Here is a 12,736-nt window from a genome sequence, read left to right on the forward strand (position 1 = left end):
TATCGTGTCGCGCTCATCGCTGCCGCTTAATGCCATCCACGCTTTTCTGGTGACCGCCCGCCATCTCAACCTGACCCACGCGGCGGGTGAACTCTGTCTGACTCAGGGGGCCGTGAGCCGCAAAATTGCCGCGCTGGAGCAGTGGCTGGGGGTAACGCTGTTCGACCGTCATGCCCGCGGGCTGCGGCTGACCGCCCAGGGCAGCGCGCTGCTGCCGGAACTGCGTCAGGGATTTGAGATGATGGTGCAGGCCAGCGAGAAGGTGCGGCGCACGCAGGTGAGCATTCGGCTGAAAGCGCCGAGCTGCGCGATGCGCTGGCTGGTTCCCCGGCTGATCGCGCTGGAGCAGCAGCGGCCGGAACTGCACGTGGCGCTGACCACCACGCTGGATCACGCTGCCCGGCTGGAAAACTTTGATGCGGCGATTGTTTATGGCAAGCCACAGCCCGACGGGATCACCCTGTTCAGCGAGTCACTGACGCCGGTCATGGCGGCGGTTCAGCCCGCACCCGACGACCTGGCAGCGCTGGAGACGATGACGTTTCTGCATCCCACAGAGGACAAACGTGACTGGCAGTGCTGGCTGGCGGCGCAGCAGGTGACGCTGAAGATGCAGCGGAATCAGCATTTTTCCACCATGGACTTAGCGATCAGCGCGGCGATTCAGGGATTTGGGGTGGCGATTGCCGACAGCAATCTGGTGGAGAGTGATATCGCCAGCGGCAGGCTGATTAAGCCGTTCGCTGGCGAGGTGAAAACCGGCGCCGTTTACAGTTTACTGCAGCGGGCGCCGCAGGATGCGCCACCCTTCCTGGCGGAACTGGTGGCGTGGCTGTGCCGGGATCAGAAGGTGACCCAGTCGCCATTATCCACAGGTTTAGCCTGAGCCACGCTCAGCGCCGGCGCTTTCGGCGCGGTGGGCTTGTGGCTGATGACCGTCGCAGGCTGGCTGGTGCCGGAAAGGCGGAACTTCGACACCGACGCCTGGAGCGCTTCCGTCTGCAGGGCGAGCGCACTGGCCGCCGCAGAGACCTCTTCGACCAGTGAGGCGTTCTGCTGGGTCACGCTGTCCATTTCGGTCACTGCCGTGCCAACCTGAGAGATGCCCTTGCTCTGCTCTTCCGAGGCAGAGGCGATCTGTTTCATGATGGCATCCACATCCTGCACCGATTTCAGGATGTTGTTCATGGTGCCACCCGTGGTGCTGACCAGTTCGGCGCCTTTATCCACCCGCTGAACCGACTCTTCGATCAGCGTGGCGATCTCTTTGGCGGCGTTAGCACTGCGCTGAGCCAGACTCCGCACCTCTGAAGCCACCACCGCAAATCCGCGCCCCTGTTCCCCGGCACGCGCCGCTTCAACCGCGGCGTTGAGGGCCAGAATGTTGGTCTGGAAGGCGATACCGTTAATCACGTTGGTGATCTCAGCAATTTTCTTCGAGCTGCCGGAGATGCCATCCATGGTGCTGATCACTTCACTCACCAGCTGACCACCACGCTGCGCTGTCGTGGTCGCGGTCTCGGCCAGCAGGCTGGCCTGGCGCGCATTGTCGGCGTTGAATTTCACGGTCGCCGTCAGTTCCTCCATGCTGGCCGCAGTCTGTTCCAAGGCTGAGGCCTGCTCTTCGGTACGGGAAGAGAGATCGTTGTTCCCGGCAGAGATCTCCGCCGCGCCACGGGAGATATTTTCCGTGCCGTTGCGAATCGCACTGACCGCTTCGCGCAGGCTGTCCTGCATGGCACCCAACAGCGGCACCAGTTTACCGACGCAGTTGCGGCCAAAATCGGTCACCGGCTGGCTCAGATCGCCCGTGGCAATGACCGCGAAGTGCGCGCGGATGCTCTCCAGCGGGCGCACCAGCATCGCCACCAGATAGCGATCGGTAAACAGCAGAATCAGCAGGCCGATGATCACTGCAATGGTGATAATCGTCTTGGTAATGGAGGTGAGATGATCGACCTCCACGCGGGTGGTATCGAGTTTTTCAGCCGCACCCTGATTAAATTTGTCGGCACTCACGCCAAAGGCGCGGCTCAGCGGCGGGGTCACGTTGTTCGCCTGCTGGCGATAGGCATCCGGCGACGCCTGACGGGCCAGCTGCAGCTGCGGGGTCACGCCTTCGTCCAGCAGTTTCTGCCAGCTCTGAATCACGCTATCCACCACCTCCGGGTTCATCGGGCCCGGTGCCAGTTGCTTAAAGCGCGCCAGTTGCTGCGTCATGCTGTCCAGCGCCTGCTGCACCGGGGCATAGGCTTCATCCGTTAATGTTTTACCGGCAGCTTTACCTTCCATAACGCGCGACAGGCGCGTCACGACGCGGAAATATTGATCGTTCCCTTTGCTCAGAACCGTCATCTGTTCAACCAGATGACGGTCAACATCGTTGCCTTCGCTCAGCGCGCCAAGCGAGTGGATGCTATAGAGCCCGACGCCGCTCCAGAGTAAGCAGAACAGTCCCAGAATGGAGAGCATCACTGCTCTGATGGTAAAATTTTTAAGCATTCCCATACCAAAATCCTATACACGTTGACCCGCAAGTGTCGGGCATAGGAGGTTTATCGGCATGGAATTGTGAAGATGTAACTGTTTTGTTACCTAATATTTTACAGCGTCCGGATGTCAGATTTCGGTTAAAAGCACGCTAAATCAATCAGTTAGGATTAAAAAAGCAGATTTTTTCCATTCGCTTTATTTAATGGTTAGCTAGCTAATCATTAAATCCCCACTAAAGCCTGACCATGCGCGTCATCAGTAACCGGAAGAGGCGCAGACGGGCACGCATAAAGTTTCGCTTCAGCTTCAGGGCGTGCTGGCGGTCACCACCAAGTGACATTGTCACGTCATTGCCGGGGTGCCACGCGGGCCAGACTACCTCACCGTCCAGCTGATGCGTATATTCGGTGGCGTCGCGGGCAAACCTGAACCAGTAGTCGCTGACCTGCGCCGCAAACGCCCTGTCCGCCTCACTGAACGGCCGGGCTTCGTCGGTATCGGGCATCTGACTCAGCGTATCCAGCACATACGGCACTTCATTACCGTGCCAGGCACCATGGGGATAGAGGTCGCGGGCGTGCTCAGAGACATAATCAAACCAGTAGCGCCAGCCCGGCATGCCGACACGATACTGCGCCCGCATCACCAGCCACGGCATCAGGCTGAAGGCCATATCGCGCGCCACGGCCCGTCCCAGCAGTCGGTCGTCATGGATGTCATACATCCATTTAAGTGTCCGGTAGGTCAGCCGGTTTTTGTCACGCAACTGATGCAGCACGGCAGTGGCATCCACACCAAAATAGTCCAGTACGCTGGCCTCATCACTGTTGCTGCCCGCCATCAGCGGCAGACGGTGCTGTTTAGCCGCCAGGAAGGTTTTCAGCATCGGCTCGGGCAGAACGGCGTCCCCGGCAATCGGCACCGGCGGTATCGCCAGCGTTCCCTCCAGCGACCAGAAGGCATCGGCAGGCAGCGCGCGTAACTGCTCTGCGGTGACATCAGGCGGCAGGCCAAAGTGTCGTGCCACCGCCACACCCTGCTGACGCGCCTTTTTCAGTGGGGTATCGGGCAGGCTGTAGGCGCTCTGAACAATGCCCTTGTGAAACAACCCTTCTGCCAGCGGCGAACAGCAGAGTGACAGCACGCTGCGCGCGCCGGCCGATTCACCGAACAGGGTCACATTGCGACGGTCGCCGCCAAAAGCGGGAATATTGCGCTGAACCCACTGCAGGGCGGCGATCTGGTCGAGCAGACCAAAATTGTTCACCGTGCCGGCAACAGGGTATTCCGCATCCAGCGCGGGATGAGAGAAGAAGCCGAGATGGCCCAGCCGGTAGTTCAGGGTCACCACCACTGCGCCACGTGACGCCAGGGGTTTGCCGTTATAGGGGGCCAGTCCGCCTGCGCCAATGGTAAAGCCACCGCCGTGCAGCCAGACCATCACCGGCAGCGGCCGGGCGGGCTCCACATCGGGTGTCCAGACGTTAAGATAGAGGCAATCTTCACTGAACTCGCCAGGATTGCCTCCGCCGACAGCCTCACACCAGGCCCGATTCTGCCAGCCCGAGGCACCAAACTGTGTCGCATCACGCACCTGCTGCCAGGGTGTGACCGGCTGCGGTGGCCGCCAGCGTAACGCGCCCAAGGGCGGGGCTGCATAAGGTATGCCTTTGAATACGAAAAGGTCATCGTCCATGCTTCCACGTAACTCCCCTTCGGCAGTCATGATCCTCAGACCTGTTTCGTTTTTCATTCCTGATTCCCTGTTTACTCGTTCCTCCATTATTTGCAGGCCCGTCTGCATTGTCCAGGTTCAGGCGGGATTTGCAGAATATGCTGAACAACGCCCGGCAGCCCTCATCATGCTCAGCAGCCAGTTGCGGGAGTCAGGGGCGGTTTCCGATTAATTCTGTTTATCTTTAAAAGGCGGGAGAGTGACGTGACCGCACAGCGCTGAGGGGGGACTGACGGCTTTCCCCGCTAGCCGGCGCGCCGGACCCCCTGATGGCATTAATCAATCGGGGTAATCACAGCGCTAAACCTGTGCAGGCCGGTAAAGCGAGGATTTGCGCTTTACCGGCACGGGTCAGCAGACAACGTGAATCTGCGCTGGATCTATGCCGGGCGTAACCCACACTGCGCCAGCGAGCGCTGCTGGCGCGCTTCGTAAAGCGCCATCTCATCCAGCACCTCACAGCCCAGCGCCGCCTCAAAGGCCTGTCGGCTCGCCTGTCCCGCAGAACGCACCTGCGCCTGGTCTCCCAGGTTAGACTGAAAGATCCCCGCCGCACTGACCGGCAGAAAATCCTCATAGACGATGGGATCGGCCACCACCCGGCCCTGGGCAATCAGGGTATCCAGGGATTCACCCTGGGCGGGCGGTGTCATCATGCCCTTTTCACTCAGGCGATAATGGAACCAGGCCAGCCCCTGCTGACGCAGCGTCGTCTCATCGTCGGGGAAGTCGCGGAAAATCGCGGCCAGGTGCTGCTGATGCTGCTCGTTATCCTGACCGCTGCCCGCCTCACTCAGCAGCCGGTCGTAGAGCGCCCGGCCTTTCGGCGTCAGCGCAACGCCTCGCTGCTCAATTTCCCCGAAGCGCGCAGTGTGGGTGCCCGGATGTCCATCCTGAAAGATGATCGCTTCTTCAAGCGCCCTGAAGCTGGTCTGACGCAGCAGGATCGGCACCTGACGACGTGGCGGCCCCTCGATCAGCGTTTTCGGATCGATGCCGCGCGACGGCATCAGCTGCTGGACACGGTCGATATCCAGCGTGCGCGGCGTAAGATGGTTGATGTGGCAGCCGGGAAAGCAGACCACATCGGCGATCAGGCGATGCTGCTGATTAAGCGCCTGATAGGTCTGACTGTCGACAGGGCTGTGAGCGTGCCAGCGAAACGTTTCCAGCGCTTCGGTAACAAATGCCTCCGCCTGGTCGGCGGTGAAGCCGCCCTGCTCCTGATGCACCCGCAGCAGTGCCCGGCAGCGGGGAGTAAAAATGTCACGCGCGGCGAGAATCGTTGTCGCCTTCTCGCGCAGTGCGGGATCGTCGATCAGTTCAGGACGCAACAGTGAGGTGAAAACCCGGAAGGGATTGCGACGCAGCGCCGCGTCATCGACCGGTCGGAACGCGGTGGAGTGAACCGGCACGCCTGCCTGAGAGAGATCGTAATAGCCCACCGGGGACATGCCCATGACCGCAAACAGCTGGCGCAGCGTGGCGAGTTCATCCGCCGTCCCGACCCGAATGGCACCGTGACGCTCAATATTGAGCCGGTCAATCTCATCTGCGGCCGTAAGGCGATCTTTCAGCGCACAGTCTGCGTCCAGCGTGCGTTCGTTGACGGTGGCGACCAGCTGCATCAGCGTGCCGTACTGCGGCACCTCCTGCTGATACATTGCTGACATCGCCTGAGAGAAACGGGTACGGATGCGATCCGCACTGAGAAAGTTTTCCATCTTATCCACCTGACACCGTGAGCGTTGCAGCTAATGTAATGCAACGCGCCGGTCTCAGCGGAAAAAATCACGAATCTGTGATCGGCTTAAAGCCGTAACGGTTTTTCAGCAGCAGCATCAGGGTGGTGATCACCGCCGGTATCGCCAGCAGCAGAAAGATCACGCTGAACGACCAGCCCAGAGACATCATCTCTGCTCCCACGAAAGCGCTCAGGATCGCCCCGACGCGACCCACAGCATGCATCCAGCTGGAGCCGGTGGCGCGGGCATGGGTGGGATAGTAGCTGGCAGATAACGCATTCATCCCGGTGTTGGCCCCGTTAAAGCAAAAGCCACTGCAAAAGGCGATGGCGCTCATCATACCCACTTCGGCCGGTGAGAATCCCAGGGCGACAATAAACAGGCCGCCACAGCCGTAGATCGCCGCCAGCGCCAGATTGGCGTTGAACCGATCCATCATCCAGCCCGCAAAGAGCGATCCCAAGGTCCCACCCGCCTGATACATCGCGGTAATGATCGCCGCTTCGGTGACCGACATGCCAAGGGTGTTGACCAGCGAGGGCAGCCAGCTGCCAATCAGGTAAACCATGAACAGGCCCATAAAATAGCCGCCCCACAGCATCACGCTGCCAAACAGATAGCGGCGCGAAAGCACGGTACCGATTGCGCCCCGCACCGGCACGCTGGCTTCCGGCGCGTGAAAGGCGCAGTCGGGTGCGGTCTTGCCCGGCAGCATCCGCTCCAGGATGGCGTGAATGCGCGCAGCCGGCGCGCCACGACCGATCAGAAATCGCACCGATTCCGGCAGGCCACGGATCAGAAAAGGGAGCACCAGCAGCGGCAGGATACCGCCCAGCAGCAGGACCGAATGCCAGTCATAGCGGGGCAACAGCCAGGAGGCGGCAAAACCGCCGCTGGCCGCGCCGAAGGTGAAACCGCAGAAGACCACGGTGATAATGAAGGCGCGACGACGCTCGGGCGCATACTCCGCGACCAGCGTGCCAACGTTGGGCATCGCGGCCCCCAGTCCCAGCCCGGTCAGAAAGCGAAACAGCATCATCTGTTCGATGTTCTGAGAAAAGGCGGTAGCCAGCGTCCAGAGACCAAAAAAGAAGACGCTGAAGATAATCATCATGCGCCGGCCATAACGGTCAGCAAGCGGCCCTGCCACCATCGCACCCAGTGCCAGGCCGATCAGTGCGGCGCTGATGACGCCTCCCAGCTGATGATTGCTTACGCCCCAGGCTGCTTTCAGCGTTGGCGCGATAAATCCCATAATCGCAATGTCCATGCCATCGAGTGCCACCACGATAAAACAGAGTGCAATAAGCCGCTTTTGCCAGTGGCTGAGCCCCTGCTGGTTGATAAGCTGGCGGACATCTACCGCCTCGACGCTGGTCAATGGACACTCCTCGGGAGTAACGGGATCGGACATCAGTTTAAGTAAAAAAAACGGCGCTTATGATAGCCCATCGTTAACCTTATGCGGTCAGATTTTTATCGGGTGATGAGAATTCTTCAGTTTCAGCGCGGTAAGTGCCTGATATTACAGTGGCGCGTTATGGGCGACGTCGGCGGGAGGGATTGCATAAGTCAGTCAGATCAGTGAGTTAACTAAAGAAAGGCCAGATTTACCCTTTTTGTTAAATAAAATTTGCAGCAAAGTTAACAGATTTCATTTTAAAGTATTGCTTAATGTTGGCCATTCTCATTAAGTTTACGCTATGGACAAAAATATCCTTTTCAATCAGCGCATTCGCTTGCGCCACCTTCACACCTTTGTTGCGGTTGCGCAGCAAGGCACGCTTGGACGGGCGGCAGAGACCCTCAGCCTGAGTCAGCCCGCCCTTTCAAAAACCCTGAACGAGCTGGAGGAGCTGACGGGTGCCCGCCTCTTTGAACGCGGGCGGCTGGGCGCGCAGCTGACCACCATGGGAGAGCAGTTTCTGACCCATGCGGTTCGGGTGCTGGACGCCCTGAACCATGCCGGACAGAGTTTCAATGAGCAGCCGGGTGACGCCCCGGCCATTATCAGGCTGGGGGCGCTCACCACGGCGGCGATGGGCATGCTGCCACGTATCCTGGATCGTTTTCATCAGCTGCAACCCAATACCACTATTCAGGTAGCAACGCTGCATAACAACGTCCTGCTGGCAGGCCTGCGCGGCGGCGAGTTCGATATCGGTATCGGCCGTATGGCTGACAGCGACATGATGACGGGTCTCACCTACGAATTGCTGTTTCTGGAGTCCCTGAAACTGGTGGTGAGGCCGGAACACCCCCTCTTAAGTGACAATGTCACCTTATCCCGGGCGATGCAGTGGCCGGTGGTGATCTCACCGGAAGGCACCGCCCCGCGCCGCATCGCGCAGCAGATGCTTGATGAACAGGGCTGCACGCTGCCGCCCCACTGTATTGAAACCTCCTCCACCTCACTGGCGCGTCAGCTGGCGCTGCGCTACGACTACATCTGGTTTGTGCCGTCCGGGGCCATCAAAGAGGACCTCAGCCACAATGCCGTCTGTGCCCTGCCGATTCACTCCTCCGGACCGGGTGAACCGGTCGGTATCATCACCCGCACCGGCGCGGAGCTGAGCCTGAGTGCCGAAGTGTTAATGTCGACCATCCGTAAATTTCACAGCTAGCGGCTGCGTTTGGCATGCCGCTCGCGGTTTTCCAGCCGCGCCTTGTCCGTTTTCCGCAGCCCGACATAGAGCGCCCCGGCGCCACCGTGCCGGGTCTGCGCCACACAGAAAGTCTGAACGTCATCGAACTGCTGCAGCCATCGCGCCAGATAGCTGCGCACGATATTGGCGTGCGATTCATCATCGCGGCCCTTGCCGTGGATGATCAGCAGGTTGCGTAAACCCAGTTTGTGCGCCTGCATCATAAAGTTAAACAGCGCCTGACGGCAGGTTTCGACCGGTTGCCGCAGCAGGTTGAGACTGGCATCCAGCTTATACTCCCCTCTGCGCAGCTTATCGACGATGCCCTGCTGAATGCCGTCGGCTTTATACTCCAGCGGCGTATTGAGCGGAATAATCTCCAGATCGCCCCGGGTGAGAAAGTTCTCCAGCACCGACTCATCGGGTGCTTTGCGTGGCGCTTTGGTTGAGGGGGATTTAAGCCACAGGGTTGTGGTGGTGTCTTTCAGCGGCGTGACATCACCCATGGCATCCCGAAACAGATCGTTATCATCAAGGTTCATGGTTTTCTCACACCTGATTAAAATTGATAGCGTACAAAAACAGGTCTTACCCGATAGCGTAGCAAAAGGTGTAAACACCGGGCCAGCCCACTTTTCTGATTATGACTGGCCGCAGCTTTTCGGGTAGCCGATCAAAAAAACGGAAACTTTTCGTGACACTTTTGCATGGTGCCGTTCTGAGAAGCCCGTCACATCTGCGTTTAGCAATGTGTGAATCATCCCTGGTTTTTGTAAGTGTAAAACTGCTCGGATGAGTTCCCTTCAGCTCAAAAAATGTTAAAATTGACCCCAGTCAATAATCGTCGAGCGAACCATTATGATCCCTGAAAAACGCAGCATTCGTCGTATTCAGTCGGGCGGTTGTGCCATTCACTGCCAGGATTGCAGCATCAGTCAGCTCTGCATCCCCTTCACGCTAAATGAACATGAGCTGGATCAGCTCGACAACATCATTGAGCGTAAAAAACCGATTCAGAAAGGGCAAACGCTTTTCAAAGCGGGTGACGAACTGAAGTCGCTGTACGCCATCCGTTCCGGCACGATCAAAAGCTACACCATTACTGAGCAGGGTGATGAGCAGATTACCGGCTTCCATCTGGCGGGTGATTTAGTCGGCTTTGATGCCATCATGGGTGCCAGCCATCCCAGCTTTGCGCAGGCGCTGGAAACTGCCATGGTCTGTGAAATTCCTTTTGAGACCCTTGATGACCTGTCAGGCAAAATGCCTGCCCTGCGTCAGCAGATGATGCGTCTTATGAGCGGTGAAATCAAAGGCGACCAGGATATGATCCTGCTGCTCTCCAAGAAAAACGCAGAGGAGCGCCTGGCGGCCTTTATCTGGAACCTCTCCCGCCGCTTCGGCCAGCGCGGCTTCTCACAGCGTGAATTTCGCCTCACCATGACGCGTGGCGACATCGGTAATTATCTGGGCCTGACGGTGGAAACGATCAGCCGTCTGCTGGGTCGATTCCAGAAGTCCGGTATGCTGGCGGTGAAAGGCAAATATATCACCATTGAGAACCACGCCCTGCTGGAAGAGTTAGCAGGTCAGAGCCATCAGGCCGCCTGATCCGCCGCCGGATCAATAAATCTTATTTTGTTGATCCGGCAGTAACTTTTTCACTTCTTCCCCTGTGCAACATAGGCTATCTTTATTCCAGTCGCTCTGGTTTAAGGAGAACGCCTCATGTCCCAGTACCAAAATATTCTGGTCGCCATTGATGCCCAGCAAGACGATCAGCCCGCGCTGCGACGTGCGGTCTATCTGAATCAACGTATTGGCGGGAGAATTAAAGCCTTTCTGCCTATCTATGACTTTTCCTATGAGATGACCACCCTGCTGTCGCCGGACGAACGCGCCTCCATGCGTCAGGGCGTCATCAGCCAGCGCACCGAATGGATTCGTGAACAGGCCCGCGCCTATCTGGATGCCGGTGTCGAAATCGACATCAAGGTTATCTGGCATAACCGCCCCTATGAAGCGATTATTCAGGAAGTGCTCGCCCATCAGCATGACCTTGTGCTGAAAATGGCCCACCAGCATGACCGCCTGGAGTCCGTGATTTTTACCCCCACCGACTGGCATCTGCTGCGTAAATGCCCCTGCCCGGTCTGGATGGTGAAAGATCAGCCCTGGCCGGAGGGCGGTAAAGCTATCGTCGCCGTCAATCTTGCCAGCGAAGAGCCGCATCATGATGGCCTGAATCAGAAGCTGATTCGTGAAACGGTGAAGCTGGCCGAAAAGGTGAACCAGACCGAGGTGCATCTGGTCGGTGCCTACCCGATTACGCCGATCAACATCGCGATTGAGCTGCCTGATTTCGACCCCAGCGTCTATAACGACGCCATCCGCGGTCAGCATCTGGTGGCCATGAAAGCGTTGCGGCAGAAGTTTTCCATTGGTGAAGAGTTCACCCACGTTGCCAAAGGGCTGCCTGAAGAGGTTATCCCGGATCTGGCTTCGCATCTGGGAGCCGGTGTGGTGGTGCTGGGCACCATCGGACGCACCGGACTTTCGGCTGCATTTCTGGGTAATACGGCGGAACAGGTGATCGATCACCTGCGCTGCGATCTGCTGGCGATTAAGCCAGACGATTTCAAATCGCCGATTGATCTGGATGATGAAGAGGATGATGAGGATTAAACCTCCGCAAAAATAGGGGCGGCTGATTAGCCGCCCCTTTTCTGTTACAGCGCTTTGATAATAGCTTCAACGCTGGCTTTGGCATCGCCAAACAGCATCTGACTGTTCTCTTTAAAGAACAGCGGATTCTGCACCCCGGCATAGCCGGTGTTCATTGAACGTTTGAAGACCACCACATTGTGTGCTTTCCACACCTCCAGCACCGGCATGCCGGCAATCGGGCTGCGGGGATCATCCTGCGCCGCCGGGTTCACCGTGTCATTCGCGCCGATAACCAGCACCGTATCGGTTTCACTGAAGTCATCGTTGATCTCATCCATCTCCAGCACCACGTCATACGGCACTTTGGCCTCTGCCAGCAGCACGTTCATGTGTCCTGGCAGGCGGCCCGCCACCGGATGAATCCCGAAACGCACCCGGATGCCAAGTGCACGTAGTCGGGCGGTCAGATCCGCTACCGGATACTGGGCCTGTGCCACCGCCATGCCGTAGCCTGGCGTGATAATCACCGACGCAGAGGACTTCAGCATCTCAGCCGTCTCTTCAGGGGAGATCTCGCGATGTTCTCCTGCTTCCTGACTCTCATCGCTGCTGCTGGCTTCGGTGCCAAAGCCGCCCGCAATCACGCTGATGAACGATCGGTTCATCGCTTTACACATGATGTAGGAGAGGATCGCACCGGATGAGCCCACCAGCGCACCGGTCACGATCAGCAGGTCATTGCTGAGCATAAAACCGGCCGCGGCCGCAGCCCAGCCTGAGTAAGAGTTAAGCATCGACACCACAACCGGCATATCTGCACCGCCAATGGAGGCAACCAGATGCCAGCCAAAGGCCAGCGCAATGATCGTCATCAGCAGCAGCGCAAACACCTGCGCCGCGATGCTGCTGGTGTCAACAAACCAGAGCAGCAGCAGGAAAGAAACGACCAGCGCCAGCAGATTGAGCTTATGACGGTGGGGCAGCGTCAGCGGTCGTGAGGAGATTTTGCCGCACAGCTTGCCAAACGCCACCAGTGAGCCGGTAAAGGTAACGGCACCGATAAAGATCCCGATAAAGACTTCGCTGAGATGGATATTTTCCATCGCGGCCGGCAGGCCTGGCGCATGGTCGATATAGCTGTTAATCCCGACCAGCACCGCGGCCAGACCCACAAAGCTGTGCAGAATCGCCACCAGCTCTGGCATTTCGGTCATTTCGACTTTTTTTGCCAGGCGAATGCCGATTGCACCGCCAATCACCATCGCCAGCAGGATCCAGGCCACATTGCCGCTGTCCGGGCCGAAGATGGTTGCGATGAGGGCAAGCGCCATCCCGCTGATGCCGAAAATATTGCCCCGTTTAGCGGTCTCATGACGCGAAAGACCGGCAAGACTACAGATGAACAGAATGGCAGCCACAATATAGGCTGCAGTGACTAATCCGCCAGACAT

The 12,736-nt window shown here is 58.2% G+C and carries 10 protein-coding genes; 4 read left to right on the plus strand and 6 right to left on the minus strand.

Annotated elements, in window-relative coordinates:
* The first annotated feature begins 4 nt into the window (after positions 1-4).
* Positions 5-886 (plus strand): LysR substrate-binding domain-containing protein, encoded by an 882-nt coding sequence (locus FJW00_RS19175; RefSeq protein ID WP_140925430.1) that lies wholly within the window; start codon positions 5-7, stop codon positions 884-886.
* Here FJW00_RS19175 and FJW00_RS19180 read toward each other — a convergent pair.
* From FJW00_RS19180 to FJW00_RS19195, 4 genes are all read right to left on the minus strand, one after another.
* Entirely contained in the window at positions 844-2,508 is a 1,665-nt protein-coding gene (locus FJW00_RS19180) for a methyl-accepting chemotaxis protein (RefSeq protein WP_140925432.1), read from the minus strand. The two genes, FJW00_RS19175 and FJW00_RS19180, sit on opposite strands and share 43 nt — an antisense overlap.
* Before the next feature lie 217 nt (positions 2,509-2,725).
* Positions 2,726-4,246 carry a carboxylesterase/lipase family protein gene (locus tag FJW00_RS19185; protein ID WP_140925435.1) on the minus strand — a complete coding sequence of 507 codons (1,521 nt, stop codon included), beginning with the start codon at positions 4,244-4,246 and terminating at the stop codon, positions 2,726-2,728.
* 362 nt (positions 4,247-4,608) lie between these two features.
* Complete coding sequence (gene hglS, locus FJW00_RS19190) at positions 4,609-5,952, minus strand: 2-oxoadipate dioxygenase/decarboxylase HglS (protein WP_140925436.1); 1,344 nt, start codon at positions 5,950-5,952, stop codon at positions 4,609-4,611.
* A 67-nt stretch (positions 5,953-6,019) separates the two neighbouring features.
* Positions 6,020-7,354, minus strand: a complete 1,335-nt coding sequence (locus FJW00_RS19195; RefSeq protein WP_046101878.1) for an MFS transporter — start codon at positions 7,352-7,354, stop codon at positions 6,020-6,022.
* A 322-nt stretch (positions 7,355-7,676) separates the two neighbouring features.
* Between FJW00_RS19195 and FJW00_RS19200 the strand changes: the two genes are divergently transcribed.
* On the plus strand, positions 7,677-8,597 hold the full coding sequence (locus tag FJW00_RS19200) for a LysR substrate-binding domain-containing protein (RefSeq protein ID WP_009090092.1): 921 nt from the start codon (positions 7,677-7,679) through the stop codon (positions 8,595-8,597).
* On the opposite strand, the gene smrA is transcribed toward FJW00_RS19200, so the two are convergent.
* Positions 8,594-9,160, minus strand: coding sequence for a DNA endonuclease SmrA (gene smrA / locus FJW00_RS19205; RefSeq protein WP_009090089.1), 567 nt, complete (start codon positions 9,158-9,160; stop codon positions 8,594-8,596). The two genes, FJW00_RS19200 and smrA, sit on opposite strands and share 4 nt — an antisense overlap.
* A gap of 316 nt (positions 9,161-9,476) precedes the next feature.
* On the opposite strand from smrA, the gene fnr reads away from it, so the two are divergent.
* Positions 9,477-10,229 carry a fumarate/nitrate reduction transcriptional regulator Fnr gene (gene fnr / locus FJW00_RS19210; RefSeq protein WP_009090088.1) on the plus strand — a complete coding sequence of 251 codons (753 nt, stop codon included), beginning with the start codon at positions 9,477-9,479 and terminating at the stop codon, positions 10,227-10,229.
* Between the two features lie 117 nt (positions 10,230-10,346).
* Positions 10,347-11,303 (plus strand): universal stress protein UspE, encoded by a 957-nt coding sequence (gene uspE, locus FJW00_RS19215; protein ID WP_140925437.1) that lies wholly within the window; start codon positions 10,347-10,349, stop codon positions 11,301-11,303.
* Positions 11,304-11,347: 44 nt separating this feature from the next.
* Here uspE and pntB read toward each other — a convergent pair whose 3' ends face one another.
* Entirely contained in the window at positions 11,348-12,736 is a 1,389-nt protein-coding gene (gene pntB, locus FJW00_RS19220; RefSeq protein ID WP_140925438.1) for a Re/Si-specific NAD(P)(+) transhydrogenase subunit beta, read from the minus strand.

This window comes from Pantoea anthophila (assembly GCF_006494375.1).
Taxonomy (GTDB): Bacteria; Pseudomonadota; Gammaproteobacteria; order Enterobacterales; family Enterobacteriaceae; genus Pantoea; species Pantoea anthophila.